This window comes from Enorma shizhengliae, assembly GCF_009676995.1.
In the GTDB taxonomy this organism is placed as follows: domain Bacteria; phylum Actinomycetota; class Coriobacteriia; order Coriobacteriales; family Coriobacteriaceae; genus Enorma; species Enorma massiliensis.
Genome location: NZ_VTFZ01000008.1, coordinates 53,806 through 70,849 on the forward strand (window position 1 = coordinate 53,806; position 17,044 = coordinate 70,849).

The 17,044-nt window shown below is 59.0% G+C and carries 14 protein-coding genes and 1 pseudogene; 8 read left to right on the top strand and 7 right to left on the bottom strand.

The window, feature by feature from the left end; genetic code table 11:
• Positions 1–33 precede the first annotated feature (33 nt).
• The 5 genes from nagA to GJE22_RS06775 all read left to right on the top strand — a co-directional run bounded on the left by nagA (position 34) and on the right by GJE22_RS06775 (position 6,643).
• The gene (nagA, locus tag GJE22_RS06755) at positions 34–1,200 is read left to right on the top strand and encodes an N-acetylglucosamine-6-phosphate deacetylase (RefSeq protein ID WP_186297438.1); all 1,167 of its coding nucleotides are present in this window, start codon (positions 34–36) and stop codon (positions 1,198–1,200) included.
• 179 nt (positions 1,201–1,379) lie between these two features.
• The gene (locus tag GJE22_RS06760; protein WP_144688565.1) at positions 1,380–2,093 is read left to right on the top strand and encodes an SIS domain-containing protein; all 714 of its coding nucleotides are present in this window, start codon (positions 1,380–1,382) and stop codon (positions 2,091–2,093) included.
• Between the two features lie 275 nt (positions 2,094–2,368).
• Positions 2,369–3,133 carry a DeoR/GlpR family DNA-binding transcription regulator gene (locus GJE22_RS06765; RefSeq protein ID WP_144688566.1) on the top strand — a complete coding sequence of 255 codons (765 nt, stop codon included), beginning with the start codon at positions 2,369–2,371 and terminating at the stop codon, positions 3,131–3,133.
• Between the two features lie 236 nt (positions 3,134–3,369).
• Positions 3,370–4,785, top strand: a complete 1,416-nt coding sequence (gene lacG / locus GJE22_RS06770; protein WP_144688567.1) for a 6-phospho-beta-galactosidase — start codon at positions 3,370–3,372, stop codon at positions 4,783–4,785.
• 109 nt (positions 4,786–4,894) lie between these two features.
• A complete protein-coding gene (locus GJE22_RS06775) occupies positions 4,895–6,643 on the top strand; it encodes a PTS lactose transporter subunit IIBC (RefSeq protein WP_144688568.1) in 1,749 nt (582 codons plus the stop codon).
• Between the two features lie 160 nt (positions 6,644–6,803).
• On the opposite strand, the gene GJE22_RS06780 is transcribed toward GJE22_RS06775, so the two are convergent.
• The 3 genes and pseudogenes from GJE22_RS06780 to GJE22_RS06785 all read right to left on the bottom strand — a co-directional run bounded on the left by GJE22_RS06780 (position 6,804) and on the right by GJE22_RS06785 (position 8,400).
• Positions 6,804–7,646 carry a substrate-binding domain-containing protein gene (locus tag GJE22_RS06780; RefSeq protein WP_235895844.1) on the bottom strand — a complete coding sequence of 281 codons (843 nt, stop codon included), beginning with the start codon at positions 7,644–7,646 and terminating at the stop codon, positions 6,804–6,806.
• A 24-nt stretch (positions 7,647–7,670) separates the two neighbouring features.
• Positions 7,671–7,817, bottom strand: a pseudogene (locus tag GJE22_RS10310) (LacI family DNA-binding transcriptional regulator); the annotation flags it as partial.
• Between the two features lie 241 nt (positions 7,818–8,058).
• The gene (locus GJE22_RS06785) at positions 8,059–8,400 is read right to left on the bottom strand and encodes a PTS lactose/cellobiose transporter subunit IIA (RefSeq protein ID WP_144688570.1); all 342 of its coding nucleotides are present in this window, start codon (positions 8,398–8,400) and stop codon (positions 8,059–8,061) included.
• Positions 8,401–8,707: 307 nt separating this feature from the next.
• On the opposite strand from GJE22_RS06785, the gene lacA reads away from it, so the two are divergent.
• The 3 genes from lacA to GJE22_RS06800 all read left to right on the top strand — a co-directional run bounded on the left by lacA (position 8,708) and on the right by GJE22_RS06800 (position 10,974).
• Positions 8,708–9,136 carry a galactose-6-phosphate isomerase subunit LacA gene (lacA, locus tag GJE22_RS06790; protein WP_144688571.1) on the top strand — a complete coding sequence of 143 codons (429 nt, stop codon included), beginning with the start codon at positions 8,708–8,710 and terminating at the stop codon, positions 9,134–9,136.
• 129 nt (positions 9,137–9,265) lie between these two features.
• Complete coding sequence (lacB, locus tag GJE22_RS06795) at positions 9,266–9,784, top strand: galactose-6-phosphate isomerase subunit LacB (protein WP_144688572.1); 519 nt, start codon at positions 9,266–9,268, stop codon at positions 9,782–9,784.
• A gap of 254 nt (positions 9,785–10,038) precedes the next feature.
• Positions 10,039–10,974 carry a hexose kinase gene (locus GJE22_RS06800; RefSeq protein WP_144688573.1) on the top strand — a complete coding sequence of 312 codons (936 nt, stop codon included), beginning with the start codon at positions 10,039–10,041 and terminating at the stop codon, positions 10,972–10,974.
• Positions 10,975–11,265: 291 nt separating this feature from the next.
• Here the strand turns inward: GJE22_RS06800 and GJE22_RS06805 are convergent, their stop codons facing one another.
• The 4 genes from GJE22_RS06805 to GJE22_RS06820 all read right to left on the bottom strand — a co-directional run bounded on the left by GJE22_RS06805 (position 11,266) and on the right by GJE22_RS06820 (position 16,114).
• On the bottom strand, positions 11,266–12,072 hold the full coding sequence (locus GJE22_RS06805; RefSeq protein ID WP_235895845.1) for a DeoR/GlpR family DNA-binding transcription regulator: 807 nt from the start codon (positions 12,070–12,072) through the stop codon (positions 11,266–11,268).
• 22 nt (positions 12,073–12,094) lie between these two features.
• Positions 12,095–13,033, bottom strand: a complete 939-nt coding sequence (locus GJE22_RS06810) for a DeoR/GlpR family DNA-binding transcription regulator (protein WP_186297439.1) — start codon at positions 13,031–13,033, stop codon at positions 12,095–12,097.
• 126 nt (positions 13,034–13,159) lie between these two features.
• Complete coding sequence (locus GJE22_RS06815; protein ID WP_144688575.1) at positions 13,160–14,080, bottom strand: 1-phosphofructokinase family hexose kinase; 921 nt, start codon at positions 14,078–14,080, stop codon at positions 13,160–13,162.
• Between the two features lie 72 nt (positions 14,081–14,152).
• The gene (locus GJE22_RS06820) at positions 14,153–16,114 is read right to left on the bottom strand and encodes a fructose-specific PTS transporter subunit EIIC (RefSeq protein WP_154324135.1); all 1,962 of its coding nucleotides are present in this window, start codon (positions 16,112–16,114) and stop codon (positions 14,153–14,155) included.
• Positions 16,115–17,044 lie beyond the last annotated feature (930 nt).

The following is a 17,044-nucleotide window of genomic DNA, read 5'->3' on the forward strand; positions in this document are numbered from 1 at the left end:
CGTCGAATGGGCCTGTTGTTGAGAGGAGTTCTCTTGAGTACGTTTGCCATCTCGGCAGCCAAGTTCGTACTGCCGGGCGCCACCATGCAGGGTGGCTACCTCACCATCGAGGATGGGAAGTTCGCGGGTTGGACGGCCGAGAAGCCGGCGTGCGAGGTCGTCGAATATCCCGGCGCCATCGTGGGCCCCGGCCTTGTCGATACGCATATCCACGGCTTCCATAACCATGCGACCACCGATTGCAATCCCGCCGCTATCGACGACGCGAGTGTTGCGCTCGCCAAGTCGGGCACGACGACGTGGCTGCCCACGACCTTCACCGAGTCCGTTGAGGACATCGGACGCGCTTGCGCCGCCATCGCGCAGGCTGACGAGGGTCGCAGCGAGGACTACGTGGGTGCGCACATCGGCGGCATCTTCCTTGAGGGGCCGTTCTTCACCACGGCGCACGTGGGCGCGCAGAACCCCAAGTTCCTCATCGATCCCACGGTCGAGGTCTTCGATGGCTGGCAGGAGCAGGCCGGCGGTCGCATCGTTAAGAGCGCGCTTGCGGCTGAGAAGGATGGCGCGCTCGAGTACATCGCGGCGCTCGATGCACGCGGCGTGGTGACGGCCATCGGGCATTCGGACGCTACTTATGACGAGGCGATCGCTGCGGTGAACGCCGGTGCCAGCTGCTTCGTTCACACCTACAACGGCCAGCGCGGCCTGCATCATCGCGACCCAGGTGTGACCGGTTGCGCCATGACGACGCCCGAGACCTATGCCGAGATCATCTGCGACGGCAAGCACGTGGTGCCTGCCGCCATCAAGGCGCTTGTCGATGCGAAGGGTTGGCAGCATACGGTGCTCATCACCGACTGCCTTATCTGCGGCGGCATGCCCGAGGGCGAGTATGTCTCGGGCGGCATGCCCGTCGTCATGACGGGCGGCCTATGCTACGTCAAGGCCGAAGACGGCTCGACGGGTACCATCGCGGGTTCGGTTCTCACGCTTGCCAAGGGCGTGAAGAACATGGTCGACTGGCAGATCGTTACAGCCGAGCAGGCCATCCGCATGGCGACGGAGGTTGCGGCGAGGAGCGCGAAGATCGACCACGTGTGCGGCTCTATCAAGCCGGGTCGCGCGGCGGACCTTACCATCTTCAACGCCGACATGACGCTTGCGGCCACCTACGTGAGCGGCACTCTCGCCGAATAGCGTATGCTGCCCTGCGCGGGGTGAATACACTTGAATCGCGGCCTTGCTCTGGGCAGATAGGCGTCATTTGGGTCATTTTGGGACGTGTCTCAAATGACCCAAATGAGACGTTTTGAACACGTCCCAAAATGACCGATGGGTGGGGCCGCTGTTTAGTGCCTATGTGAAGGGAGCAGGGAATGCTCAAAACAGCTGAGCGTTTCAAGGCGGAGATTCTGCGTCGTTTGGACGAGGTGACGGAGGGGCAGGACGAGGCCATCCACGAGGCGGCCGTCATCATGGCCGACACCATCGAGCGCGGTGGCATCATTCGCGCATTCGGCTCCGGCCATAGCCACGCGAACGCACTCGAGATCTGCGGGCGAGCGGGCGGCTACATTCAAACGAAGATTGTGCGCGAGCCGGCACTCGGCATCTACGAGATGCTCGATGGCGTGGGCGACCAGTTCTGGCTCAAGCTCGATGTTCGCCCCGAGGACTGCCTGGTGCTCATCTCGAATTCGGGTAGGAACCCGTTGCCGGTGGAGCTTGCGCTCCATGCGCGCGAGGCCGGCATCAAGGTGATCGTCGTGACCGCGCGCGAGGTGTCTGCTGCGGGTACGTCGCGCAGCAAGACGGGAAAGCTCCTCTATGAGCTGGGCGACGTAGTGCTGGACAACAAGTCGTGCTTCGGCGATGCGGCGCTCGAGGTGGAGGGCATTCCCACCAAGGTGGGCGGCACCTCGCTCTATACGGGCTGCCTGCTGCTTGACTGCGCGGTCATGGAGTCGCTCGACATCCTGCTCGAGCGCGGCGTGCAGCCGCCGCTCTACATGAGCGCCAACGTTGACGGTGGTCCGGAGTTCAACCAGAAGCTCCTCGACCAGTTCAAAGATCGCCTGGCCGAGTACTAAACAGTAGGCGGTAACTGCCGGCAACCGCGCGAAATATGGCTGGACTCTGTCAGATAAAAAGGATAGGGGCTACTGAGTGCAAAGCGTTCGGTCGATTGGGGCTATCAATCGGCCGAACAGCCTCCTTTGGTGCTCCGTTGAGGGCAGCAGACGAATTCAATTTTGGCGCGATGGAGAGGCTGCCGTCTTTATGAAGCCTTGTGCGAACTTTGAGCTAATTTGTTGGGTAAGTATGTATATAACTGTTAATTGCTGTTCAGCATGAAGGGAACCTCATGATTAAGGCGGAGCGCCAGAGCTTCATCAAGGAGATGGTTGAACGCGAAGGGACGCTTTCCGTTCATGAGATTGCGGCGCACCTCGAGGTTTCTGAGATGACCGTGCGTCGCGATTTAGAAGAGCTTTCGATGCGAGGAGAGCTAGTTCGCGTTCACGGTGGTGCTCGTAGCGCAGAGGCGTACCAACCTTCCATGCTTCGCCGCGAGTACAGTCACGCGGAGAAGCGGAATAGAAACGTAGACGAAAAAGCTGCTGCTGCGGCTCGTGCGGTGCAGCTTATCGAGCCAAATACAACCATCTTTCTTGGTACGGGTACCACAGTTGAGCAGATGATTCCGCTGCTTCCCTCCTATCATTTGCGCATCGTGGTCAACTCCCTCGCCATCTTTAATATGCTTGAGGCTCGTAATGGCTATGAGCTGTGTTTAATCGGGGGGACCTTTCGTCCCCGTACCGGAGCATTCGTTGGTCCTCTGGCCGAAGACGCAATCAGCAAGCTAGGTCTCGATGCTGCGTTTGTGGGGGCAAACGGCATTTCGGATGGCGGCGTGTTCACATCCAATGCCGATGAAGGCAGATTTCAGCAAATTGCATTCGACCGCGCTGACGCGCGCTATCTGGTAGCCGATGCAAGCAAGATCGGAAAGCGGGATTTCTTCGAGTTCTATCAGCTCATGAATCTCGATGCGCTTGTGTGTGATGCCGCAATCAGCGAACGCGCTCGTAAGATGGTCGACGAGTTCACTGAAGTGCTCGTATAGGAGCGGAGCCCATACGGGAACACTCATACGGCTGGTCACGGGCGAAAGTGACAGGGCTTCTTTCCGTGTCCTTGTGCCGTTTACCCCTCTGCACATACCGTTCACAGAATCGAACAGTTTATAACTGTTCACTTGTGTAAATTAAACACTGTTGATGTTAACGCAAACATTTTAAGGCGATTCCCTCTATCTTGTATAGACGGTTGTTTGCAGAACGGATGTCTAGAGGAGAGTACATGTACGGACAGCACGTCTTCCCCCAGGGATTTGTTTTTGGAGGAGCAACTGCAGCCTATCAGGTTGAAGGAGCAACTCACGCATATGGAAAGGGCTTGGTTGCATGGGATGAGCATCTGGCCCAGCAGGGCCGGTTTTCAGCTGACCCTGCCAGCGATTTCTATAATCGCTACGAGGAGGATCTCGAGCTTTGCGAGCGATTCGGAATTAACGGCCTGCGCATCTCGATTGCATGGACGCGCATTTTCCCCACGGGGATCGGCGAAGTAAACAAGGAAGGCGTTGAGTTCTACCATCGCCTTTTTCAAGCATGCCGCGCGCATCATGTTGAACCATATGTAACTTTGCACCATTTTGATTCGCCGCTTGAAATGTACCGGGCGGGCGACTTCCTCAATCGAGATGTTATTGATGCGTTTGAAGCGTACGCACGCTTTTGTTTTGAGGAATACAAGGACGAGGTGACCTATTGGTTCACCTTCAATGAGATTGCAACGAACGCGCTTTGCCGCTTCATTGAGGGCTCTTGGCCCATGGGAGAAAAATACCGAATCGACAAGGCGCTTCAATGTGAGCACAACATGATGGTGGCGCATGCACGTGCAGTGATTGCCTACAAGCAGGGTGGCTATGCAGGCGAAATCGGTATCGTGCATTGCCTCCACATTAAGTATCCCTATGATCCGAATAGCCGAGAGGACATCATTGCTGCATCGCGCGATGACGTGATTAAAAATCGCCTGCTTCTCGATGCAACGTTCCGAGGCTCGTATGCGGCAGATACTCGCGAAATAATGGATTACTTAGCCGATCTTTCTGGTGGGAAGCTCGATATTCGTGCCGAGGATATCGAGTTGCTTACGAAGGCGGCTGATTTGAATGACTGCATGGGCGTGAACTACTATCGCTCGCAATTCGTGCGTGCATACGATGGCGAGAACGACATCCATAGCAACAGCACGGGCGATAAGGGTTCGTCGCGCTATGCACTTAAGGGTGTGGGTGAGTACCGCATGCGTGAGGGGCTCAAGACCACCGATTGGGACTGGATTATCTACCCCGAGGGCCTTTACGACCTGCTCATGCACATCAAGCTTGCGTACCCCAACTATAAAAAGCTCTACATTACCGAGAACGGTATGGGCTATAAGGATACGTTTGAAAACGGCATCATCGACGACGAGCCGCGCATCGACTACATCCGCCAGCATCTCGATTGGACATTGCGCGCGGTGGAAGGCGGCGTAAACGTGATGGGCTATTTCGTATGGTCGCTCCAAGACCAGTTTTCGTGGACGAATGGCTATAACAAACGCTATGGCCTGTTCTACGTTGACTTTGAGACTCAGGAGCGCTATCCGAAGGCAAGCGCGTATTGGTTTGAGCAGCTCTCGCGTACGGGACATTTGCTGTAGGGAATTGCCGGCGTGCGTCGCGGCGCTTTGTGCGTCGGTTTGGAATACGAGTGAAATGCCTATAGGTCGCGCGGAGGTATTCCGCGCAAGATAGGAAAAGGAGATCGATGTGAACGCAATCATCAAATGGCTGGAGAGATACCAGCCGTTCTTCGAGAAGGTTTCGAGGAACATTTACCTCCAGTCAATCAAAGACGGCTTCGTAAGCTGCATGCCGCTCATTCTCTTCTCGAGCCTGTTCCTCTTGATCGCCTCGCTGCCGGCCACGTTCGGCATCGTGTTGCCCCAGGAGGTCGTGGATTGGTGCAACAAGGTCTACAACTATACGATGGGCCTTTTGGGCGTTATGGTTGCTGGAACTACTGCCAAGGTGTTTACTGGATTCATTAATCATCGTATGCCGGAGGGCAAGCGCATCAACGAGACCTCGACCATGGTTGCGGCCATGTGCGGTTTCCTCCTGCTTGCTGTAAGCACCTTCTCTGCCGAGGTTGACGGCGCTGCCATGACTGGCTTCGATACCGGCTACATGGGATCGAAGGGCCTGCTATCCTCCTTCGTTTCGGCATTCCTGACCGTGCACATCTATCGCTTCTGCGTCGTGCGCGACATCACGATCCGTCTCCCCAAGGAAGTCCCGGGCGCTATTGCGCAGTCGTTCCGCGACATCTTCCCCTTCTCGTTTGCCATCATTGCATGCGGTCTTATTGATTTGGTTTGCCGCAATCTTATCGGCGCGCCGTTCGGCATGCTCTTCCAGACGTTGCTTTCGCCGCTATTTAACGCTGCGGATAGCCCCGCTGGCGTTGCATTGTGGTTCTTCCTTTCCCCATTGTTCTGGTTCATGGGCATTCATGGCCCCTCGATCGTCAAGCCTCCTATTCAGGCCGCGCTTATCGAAAATTCCAACCTGAATCTCGAACTATTCACTGCTGGCCAGCATCCCTACCACCTGCTGTGCGAAAACTTCGGTAACTTCATTGGCCAGATGGGTGGCACCGGGGCAACCTTCCTCATCCCGTTGATTTTCATTTTGTTCATGAAATCCCGTCAGGCCAAGGCCGTGGGCAAGGCTTCCATCATTCCGTGCCTGTTTGCTGTCAATGAACCGCTCCTCTTCGGTGCCCCTATTATCCTGAACCCGTATTTCCTTGTTCCGTTTATCCTGGCTCCCGTCGCCAACGTACTCATCGGGTCCTTCTTCATCCTGGTTTTGGGTATGGATGGATTCATGTACACGCTTCCGTGGTCTACGCCCGCACCCCTCGGTATCTTGCTCAATACGCACTTCCAGTGGCAAGGCATTCTGCTTGTGGCGGTGCTTTGCATCGTTGATGTCTTGATCTACTTCCCGTTCTGCATGGCATATGATAAGCAGCTTCTTGAAGAGGAAGGCCGTATCGCCGAGGGAGAGGAAGTCGAGGGCGGTATGGCAGCTATCCGCGCGGCGGCGGAGGCGGCGCCGGTTGCTTCCGGAAAGAAGAAGCCTGAAGACGCTATGGTTGCAGAGCGCGAGAAGCTCGCGAGTTCTGATAAACCGCTGCGTGTGCTCGTGCTGTGCGCAGGGTCTGGGACGAGCGCTTTGCTTGCCAATGCGCTCAGGGAAGGCGCAGAGGAAGAAGGGATTCCCCTCAAATCTAGCTCGGGTGCCTACGGCTCGCATTACGACCTCTTGCCGAGTTTTGATGTTGTTGTTCTTGCACCTCAGGTTCGCAACTACTATAACGACCTTAAGCAGGATACTGATCGTTTGGGCATCAAGCTCATCTCTACGCGGGGTAAGGAATACATTGCCCTCACGAACGACCCCAAGGGTGCGATTGAGTTCGTGCTTTCTAAAATGAGCGAGGACGAGTAAAGCCATGTAAAGAATAGGGTTCAGTTCCTGTTCCAATAACGGGTGGGATGCAAGATACATCCCACCCGTTTTTTTTGGAATGAAGATTTCGAATAATGTCGTGCAGAAATGATCAGCTGACGTTTGATGGGCCCAGATGCATTGCCTGCTCGGTTATTCGCTATCTATGTGGGGCGGGTCCGGTGGTTCCCCGCACGACGAGATGGGCGGGCACAACGACCTGGTGCGGCTCTTTGATGCTGTCGGCGCCGAGTGCTTCTTGGAAGGCGATTCGTCCTTTCATGTGGTTGTCGAAGCGAATCGATGTGAGCTTGTTACTTGGAACAACACCGTCATAAGAATCATCGGTTCCTGCGACGCTTACGTCTTCGGGCACCCGTTTTCCAGCAGAGCGGAGCGCTTCGATTGCTCCATAAGCAAGAGCGTCGTTTGCTGCATAGATTGCGGTGCAAGATGGGTCGAGCGCGAGCTGCTGTCCAGCAATATATCCACTGTCGGCAGTCCAGTCGCCGTTGCCCATAGTTGGCTTCGGGCAGGGAGCGCCATGGTCTGCAAGTGTTTCCATCCAGCCGCGGCAGCGCAGCCGATTGGGTATCGAAGCGGTAGGGCCTGAAATAAAATGGACTGTGCGGTGGCCGAGTCCGAGCAAGTGCTCGGTCACCTCACGCGCAGCGGCCCGTTGATCGATGCCCACCGTAGTGCAGTTGGGTTGGGCAGCAGGCGCGATGATAACGGTTTTCAGATTAGGGTGAGGTGAAAAGGTCTCAAAGTCGGGAGTGCGGTAATTCACGTTGATAATTGCTGCATCTACTGGAAGGTTCGACATAATACGAGCCGCTTCTTCAAGCGACTGGTCCCGATCTCGGGGCATTTCGGTAAGCGTGAGGGCATAGCGGTGTTCGAGTGCAGCTTTACTGAGGCCCTCCAGCGTGGCGAGGTTTCCGGTGCCTGCTACGCGAAACATTACGAGGCCAATCGATCCGAACCTTCCGCGCTTGAGCATTCGGGCTGCTGAGTTCGGTCGGTAACCGAGGGCATCCATCGAGCGTTGAACGCGTTCGCGCATCTCGGGACGAACGGCATCAGAGCCGTTTGCTACGCGCGACACCGTCTGAGCCGACACGCCTGCGTGCCGTGCTACATCCATCATGGATACTGAGCGGTGTTTCCCCATTCGTGCGAACCTCGTCTCTTGGTTGGTGCTCCAGGCTTTGCGCAGTTTCCGTGATAAAACATGGGCCTCTGTAGGCTGGTGGTGCACGGCATATGAAGCAGCTGTTTCTTGATAATACTCCCGGTACACCCGGCATGGAGGCTGCGATGTGTAGGGTGTCGGTAAACGGAAACGCGCACACGGTAGCGGGTACCGCGTGCGCGTTGTTCAATCTGAAGAAGGGCGGCAGCGCCCATATAGGCTACTGATTGAGGTTTTGCTCGAGATTGGAGATGCGCTCGTATTCATCGATTAGGAAGCGCGCTTGCTTCTCGAGGAGCATGGTTGTCATAAGCGTATCCTGAGCGTGCACCATAATGAAGGTGACCTCCATGGTGCTGCCGCCGGCTTCCTGAGCGAGGAGTCTCGTCTGAACATCGTGGGCGTCGATGAGGGACTGGTTTGCCTGTTCGTGCAGTTTATGCGCCTCCTCAAATCTGCCTTCACGTGCTGCGTCGAGAGCAGCGAGCAGGTCGGTTTGAGCGTCTCCTGCATAAGCGACAATTTCGAAACCAATCATCGAGATTTCTTCTTTGGTTGCCATGGGACTCCTATCCTGTTCCTTTGGGTCTATAGTCGGCGTGGCCGATAACGGTCATATGATAACGTTAACATACTGCGTTCCCGTTCCCTTCTATTTCAAATGAACAAAGATGGACGGTCAAGAATGTTCGGTGAACGGTAAACGAACAAATAGAAGACAAAATTGTGCATAATTGCTTGAATCATATGTTTGAATATGTTCAAATAAACGAAATACGAAGCGCGCATTAACGACAACCTGAATGCGCTTCGCATATGAAGCCGCCGGGTGTGGTGGTATGGGTAATTAACTGAGCAAAGGAGAGCATATGAGGGTCGTTTTGGGTTCCGACGCCGAGGGCATGTCCCTCAAGGAAATCATCAAAGACGTGCTTATCGCCGATGGCCACGAGGTGGTCGACTATTCAACGGAGCCTGCGGCAGACTTTATCGATTCCGCGCTTGCGGTCGCACGCGACCTGCTCGAGCACGAGGATTCGCTCGGCTTCGCCTTCGACGGCTACGGCGTGGGCAGCTACATGGCCGCTACCCGTGTGAAGGGTATGGTCGCGGCCAACATCTCCGACGAACGTTCTGCCTATATGACCCGCGAGCACAATAACTGCCGCATGGTGTGCATGGGTCCCAACGTAGTTGGTCCCGAGATCGCTACAAAGATCGCTCGCGAGTTCCTCGCTGCCGATTACGCCGGGGGGCGCCACCAGATTCGCGTGGACATGCTCAACAAGATGGCGTAATGCCGCTTGAGCGAACGCCTTCGCGGCGCATGTCGCTGCGGCACCCTCCCTATCAGCGTTCATCTGCCGGCGTCGGCGCGGGCACTGCGCCTGCCAGTCGGCGCACCCTCCAAGAGAAAGGACCAAATCATGATTATCGCCTTGGGCTGCGATCATATCGTTACCGATGAGAAGACCTACCTGCATGACCGTCTTGAAGAGGCGGGCTACGAGGTGCTGGACCTCGGCACCTATAGCCATACCCGCACGCATTACCCCATCTACGGCAAGGCCGTAGGCGAAGCTGTGGCCTCGGGCCGCGCCGACTTGGGCGTGGTGCTGTGCGGCACGGGCATCGGCATTACCAACTCCGTGAACAAGGTGCCGGGTGCGCGCTGCGCCCTCGTTCGCGACATGACGAGCGCGCTCTATGCGCGCCGCGTGCTCAACGCGAACGTGGTTGGCTTTGGCGGCAAGATTACCGGCGAGTTCCTCATGGCCGACACGATGCTCGCCTTCCTCAAGGCCGAGTACGAGGCCACGCCCGAACACGACGCGCTCGTGGCCAAGCTCGACGCCATCAACCAAGCCGACCCCGCGGCGCAGGCCGACCCGCACTTCTTCGATGAGTTCATTGAGAAGTGGGATCGCGGCGAGTACCACGACTAACGAGACAGTTGTACCGGGTTAAACTGTCTCACGCACACCGGGGGAGACAGTTGTGCCAGGTTAAACTGTCTCGTTTTGCGGCTATCGGTAACGAGCCCTGATCGGTCGTCTTGCACCGCCCCATCTCCCAAGGTTGCCTTGCGGTGGCATCGACGAAGTCCCGTTCGCATTTCAGCGAGCGGGACTGCTCATGTCGCGAGGCCCTGCAGCGGGGTTACAATATGAGCACCTACATCCTGCTTCAAGGAGGAGCCATGATTCTCACGGTAACGATGAACCCGTCCATCGATACGGCGTACCACATCGACCACCTGGTGATCGATGATGTGAACCGCGTCGTGCCCGAGAAGACGGCGGGCGGCAAGGGCCTCAACGTGAGCCGCGTGCTCGTGCAGCTAGGCGACGAGGTGCTAGCCACCGGCCTGCTCGGGGGCCATATGGGCGAGTTTCTTGCCGACCGCATGACGGACGATCATATCCCGAACGACTTCACGCCCATCGCTGGCGAGAGCCGCATCTGCATCGCGGTGCTTCATGACGGAAACCAGACCGAGTTTTTGGAGAGCGGCCCCACCGTCTCTTCGGAGGAGCTCGACGCCTTCATGGCGCATTTCTCTGAGCTGGTCGAGAAGGCCGACTGCGTGACGATCTCTGGCAGCTTGCCCAAGGGCGTGCCGGCGGACTGCTACGCCAAGATGGTTGCGGTTGTGGCAGCGGCGGGTAAGCCCGTGCTTCTCGATACCTCGGGCGCCTCGCTCGACGCCGCGCTCGAGGCCGAGGTCAAGCCGACGCTTGTGAAGCCTAACCTCACCGAGATCAACGGCCTTTTGGGCACGAGCTTCACGCCCGACGACCTGCCCGCCCTGCAGGCTGCCCTTGCGGCCGATGATCGCTTCTCGGGCATTCCTTGGGTTGTGGTGACCATGGGTGGCGCAGGCGCCGTTGCCTTCCATGGCGAGAAGGGCTATCGCGTTGTCATGCCGAATATCCCGGCGGTCAACGCCACCGGTTCCGGCGATTCCACCATCGCCGGCTTCGCTCACGCGCTCGCGCGCGGTGCTGGCGACGATGAGGTCCTTCGTTGCGGCAACACCTGCGGTAAGCTCAACGCCATGGATCCCAAGACCGGCCACCTGGTCATCGAGCGCTGGGACGAGGTCTATAACGCGGTGCAGATCACCGAGCTGTAACGAACGCAGCGACGCGGCACCCGCGCATTCACGGGCGCTTTGCCGCAGCACTATCGCGTTTGCGGGCACCCCACAGCGGCACCCGCGCATTCACGGGCGCCTTCCAACAGCACCGTCGATTTTCGGGCAGGAAATCGCAGAAAAGAGGGGCTATAAAAAGCTCTATTCTGCGATATCCTGCCCGTTAACGTTTGGTCACGAATAGCGTGCTGGTGAGATGCCGCGCTTGTCGCCCGCTCGGCACGCGGCCACGTTGCGCGGCTGCCTTCCCGCCGCAATATGCTAGCCGACCTACTGGTCGGCTGGAGCCACGATAAGCTCGCATCCCGCCTCCTCGGCGTCGGCCGCAACGAGGCCATGGGGATCGGCGTCTACCACGATGGCTTCGACGCCCTCGAGCGTTCCGAACCAAAGAAGCCCGGGCGCATCGATCTTCGAGGCGTCCATGAGCACGTAGGTCTCGTTCGCGCAGTGCAAGAACGCCTGCTTGAGCTCGGCCATCTCCTGGTTGTTGGTCATAAGGCCACGTCCGGGCACGTATGAGGTGGGCGTTACGAACGCTTTGCCTGGTCTGAGCATCTCGAGCATGCGCAGGGTGAGCGGTCCCGTGATGTAGCGATGCCCCTTGCGCAGGCTCCCTCCCAAGATGATGACATCGAGCGCCGGGGTGGACCGGTCGATATAGTCGGCGATGCTGAAATCGTCGGTAACGATGGTGATGCCCGTATGGTCGGCGAGCGCCCTCACGAATTCGAGCGCGGTGGTTCCGGAGTCCACGAGCACCGAGTCCCCATCTTGCACGAACGCGGCCGCGGTTCGCGCGATGGCGCGCTTTGCCTCGGCATTCACGTTAACGCGCTTGTCTTGGACCGATACGGTGAGCGTCTTGGACAGCGAAATGGCTCCTCCGTGCGTGCGCCTGAGCTTACCATCGCGGGCGAGGGCATCAAGATCCGCACGGGCGGTGACGCGCGAGACGCCGAAGCGTTCGGCAAGCTGGGAGACCTGCACCGAGGCGGTGCGGTCAAGCAGGGAAAGTATCTCGGCCCGACGTTCCTCAGGGGTACGCATGGCCTGCTTTTCCGCGGTGTCCAGCATGGCGGCTCCCAACTATGTGATGCTACGCGAGCGTCTCGAGGACCTGCACTGGCCGTGCCCCATCGTTGCAGGCAGAGGCAACGAGCCCCTCAGGGTCATAATCCATGATGACGCAGTCGACGTCGTGCGGCTTGGCGAAGCGCAGGAACAGCTGGCTCGCGCCGACCTTCGTCGCGTCCATGAGGATGATCTTGCTGCGTGCGTGGCGCATGAACTCGACCTTGGCGCGCGCGGTCTCCTCGTATTCGGCAAGGAAGCCAAAGCTCGGCTCGAAGCCATCCGCACCAAGAAAGACCTGGTCAACATAGACGTCCGCGAGGCTTGCCGCGAGAAATGAGCCGGTGTAGTGACGCCAGGTGCGTGCAAGCTGCCCACCCGTCGAGATGATCGTTGCCTGGGGCATGTGCTGCTCGGCAAACTCGATGATGTGGCAGGAGTTTGTAACGATTGTGAGATTCTGCTTCTCGGTCAGAGCCTTCACGAATTCCAGAGTCGTTGAGCCCGAGCCCACAAGGATCATCTCGCCGTCGCGCACGCGCTCAGCAGCGGCTTGGGCTATGGCCTGTTTGGCGCGCACGTTCTTGTGGATGCGCTTCGAAACGACGGGAACGATGTATTCGCTTGCAGGCACCGCACCTCCATGGGTGCGCTTCAGGCGACCTTCGTCTTCGAGGTAGGCAAGGTCGTTGCGAATGGTCACTGCGGAAACCCCGCACCGCGCGCGAACGTCGGACACGCTCACCGATCCGTGGTCGCGGAGCATGTTGAGGATGAGCCCGCGCCGTTCGCTGGCAAGCATGTGGCGGTCGGGGGCATCTGCTTGGGCGGAGGCCTGCTCGGATGCCGCCGTCGCGGCACTGGGGGCGGGCGACTGCGCGGGCGTTGCGGTGGTTGCTGCGGCGTTCGCGGCAGCCCGTTCGGATGCCGGCGCCGATGGGGTCGATGTCGTTTGGTCTGCCATGACGTGCCTTTCCAAATGTCGCTGCATAAAAATGCGGCGCAACGAGATGATACCATCCCCTTGCGCCGCATCTCGTCCGTGCGCCTCGGGGCGCGCGGCTGCGAATGCGCCTTTAGGCTTGCGCCTCTACGCGACCTGCCTCACGTGCACGGTCTTGGCAAGCTCGTCAACGCGGGCGAAGTCTCCCAGCCCCGCACACATGGTGACGTTGGCGCCGGTTGCCATGGCGCGCGTGAGCGCCGGCTCCACGGCTCCGCGGTCGGCGAGCCACAGCGACAGGAAGCTTGCGAGGGTGGCGTCTCCCGCGCAAGCCGTAGAGAGGACCGAGTCCTTCTCGGCGGCGTTTGCATGCCACACGTGCTCTCCGTTCGAGAAATACGCGCCGTCGCCGCCAAGGGTGAGCAGCACGTTTTGCGCGCCGCGCTCATGCAAGCGGCCGAGTGCGGCCACGGCGTCGGCGCGAGACTCGATGGCCTCGCCGAAGATATCGGCAAGCTCGTCGTCGTTCGGCTTGATAAGCAGCGGCTTCTTCTCGATGAGCTCGCGCAGATGCGCATGCGAGATGTCGAGCACGAACTCGGCGCCCTTCTCTCGCACAATGTCGATGACCTCGTCATAGAAGCTCGGATCCATCTCGGGCGAGAGGCTGCCCGACACGATGAGGCAGCTCATATCGTCGAGCCCGCGCAGCAGCTCGAGCAGCTCCTCCTGCTTGGTGCGCGGTACCGGGGCTCCGGCGTTCGGCATGACGAACTCGCCCTCCGGTGTGGAGAGGAACACGTTGATGCGCGTGATGCCATCGATCTCGATGGGTTTGACCGGGCAGATGTGCCCCGCCTCGCGAACGATAAACTCGCCGGAGAAGCCACCGAAGAAACCCAAGATCGTCGAGTCGACGCCGTAGTGCTTCAACGTGAACGAGACGTTGAGGCCTTTGCCGTTGGGCGTGTAGACCGCGTCACGCGTCCGGTTGATGTGGTCGTGCGAGAGCGTGTCCGACGTGATGTTCATGTCGATGGCGGGGTTGGTGGTGAGCGTGTAAATCATGGAGGGCCTTTCTTGAGGGGAAGGGGAGCGAAGCGCGCGGCTTCACTCCCCGATGATACCCCTTGCGAGCGTTTAGGCGTTCAAGCGGTCGTTGATAAGCTTGGCGATGGTCGCCGCGTCATCGGTTCCCTTGACGGCGGAGCGGAATTCGTCGTCCATGAGCGCCTCGGCAACCTTGGAGAGCAGCTTGAGGTGCGTGGTGCCGGCCTCGGTATCGGGGATGAGGAGCGCGATCGCAACCTCGACGGGCTTCTGGTCGAGCGTCTCCCAGCCAGCGATGTCGGAGGTCTTGATGGCCATCACGGCGGCGTTGGTCACCGTGGTCGACTTGGCGTGCGGAATGGCGAAGTTGTCCGTCATGCCGGTGGTTCCCATGTCCTCACGGGCGATGAACGCGCTCATGAGCTCATCAGCGTCCTGGGCGATGCCCTGCTCCACGGCCTTCTTCGAGACAAAGGTGAGGAGCTCGTCGCGGGAGGCGAAGGACTCGCCCACGAAGACCTGCTCGGGCTTCACGAAGTCGGTGGTCTGCGGCGCCTGTGCGGCGGGCGCGGCCTTCACGGCAGCGGTCGCGGTGCCGGCGGTTTCGAGCACCGGCTGCTCGGCGTCCTTCTTGGCGTTCTTGTCGTAGTCGTACTTCTTGAACGCGGTGAAGAGCACGCCGCCCACCACGGTGCCGATGAGGATGGCGAGCACCCACAGCGGGCCGTTCTCGACAACCGGAAGCACGAGGAAGCCACCGTGCGGCGCGGGATCGTGAACGTTGAAGAAGATGGTCAGGATGGATGCGATGGAGGAGCCAATCATCATGATGGGCATGACCGGGATGATGTTCTTGGTCATGAACGGAATGGCGCCCTCGGTGATGTGGGTGCAGCCCAGGATGAGGTTGACGATACCTGCGTCGTGGTCTTCCTGGCTGAAGTACTTCTTGCCCACGATGACGGCGAAGGTGGTGATGAGCGGCGGAACGATGCATGCGGCGGAGACGGCGGCCATGAAGTTGGTGCCGAAGTTGTAGGTCTCGGTGCCCACGCCCGCTTCAAGGGCGGTACCCAAGAGCAGCGTGCCGGTGGTGTAAGCGGCCTTGTTGACCGGGCCACCCATGTCGAAGGCGCACATGCAGCCAATGGCGAGGCCCAGAACCACGGGGCCGGAGCTGGAGAGGCCCTGCAGGAAGTCCATCATGCCCTGGTTGATGGCGGCCATGGGGCCGGAGATGCCGAGCATGACGAGGCCCACGATCGCAGTGGAGCACAGCGGATAGAGGAAGATCGCCTTGAGGCCGTTCAGGCTCTCAGGGATCTTGGAGAAGACCTTCTCGAGCAGCACGATGGTGTAGCCGGAGAGGAAGCCGCCCACGATGCCGCCGAGGAAGCCGAAGCCCACGCCTGAGCCGCCGGCGTCGATGAGGCCGGTCTCGGCGTTCACAGGCAGGCCCTGGATGGCAATCATGCCGGCCACGAAGCCGGGGACGAGCGCCGGGCGCTTGCCGATGGACTCAGCGATGTATGCCGAAAGGACGGGCACCATGAGGTTCATGGCGATGCCGCCGATGATCTTCAGCATGGCGGCGAAGGAGTTGTAATCCGAGGCGGTGGAGTCGTAAGACGTGATGCCCCACAGGAACGAGATGGCGGTGAGCACGCCGCCCGCGACTACGAAGACCAGCATGTGGCTGACGCCGTTCATGAGGTGCTTGTAGATCTGGTGGCCGATGGATTCCTTCTCTTCGAGGTCGTCATCGTCTGCCGCTGCAACGACTGCGGAGTCGTCGCCCTTGGCGGCGAGGGCACGGTCGATGAGCTTGCCGGCTTCTTCGACCGAGAGCGCCTTGGAGACGCCCACGGAAACCATGGGCTTGCCAGCGAAGCGTTCAGCCTGAACGTCTTTGTCGGCGGCGACAACGACGGCGCGCGCCGAGGCGATTTCGCCGCGCGTGAGCTCGTTCTCGATGCCAACCTGGCCGTGGGTCTCGACCTTGATGGTGAGCCCGCGTTCGGCGGCTGCCTTCTCGAGCGCCTCCTTCGCCATGAAGGTATGCGCGATGCCCGTTGGGCAACCGGTGGCCGCGATGATGTCGTACTGTGCCACGCAGCCCTCCTTTCGAATTCTCGGCGCCTGAGCGCCGAACCCTATGGGAACACGATTTCGCACCGCAGCGCCGATTGCTTGGCCGGCTCACGGCATAGATACGATGCGACTTCTTGCGGTAATGGTATACGAAAGATTTCGAAAGAATCTATTGACCTGTAGAATTAATGCAAGTTTGTAGTTCACCGGCCAATTTGAACCGTTTATGCTTTCGATTTTGCCGAAATGATTAAAAACGAAAATACGCGTGGCTGGCCGGGGAGGGCGGCGCGGCTGGCCGGGGCGAGCCGCGCGCTGGCGGGGGGGCGATGCGGCGGGCCGGGGAGGGCGGCAAGGCTGGCGGAGACGAGTTACGCGCTAGGGAGATGCTGATTATCGGGCGTCGGAGCCATCCGTCCTGTCGAGGTTTCAACTTTGGGGCACTTTCCGACGCGGCGGGCGGGTAGAGGAAAGCGAGGGGAAGGGAAAGGAGCAGCTCAGGAGGCCGGCGCCCTCCCGGCCGCGGCGCGGCTACCCGGGCCCTCCGCCCCGAAGTGCCCAAAAGCTGCAATCCCGATTGTCCCAAAGATAAAATCAGCGTTTCCCGAGGGCGAGCGGCGTCCGACCAGCTGGGAAATTCGACAGCCGGTTCCATGAATATGCAGATAGTGTGTTTCCTTTCAAGCTTAAAAGGAAAATAAAAGTAAAAATTATGCTTTCCTTTATATGCAAAAAGCATGTAGAGCTCGCAGTTACAGTCGTGTTGGTCAAGTCGAGTCTTGTGTTTACTTGCTCTTTTGGCGGAGCTCGCCCGAAGGATTCTGATCCTGCTCTTGCCTCGCGCTGCGTACAATAAACGCAAGGTTTAGCTGCCTTTGGCAGGGAGAGGAG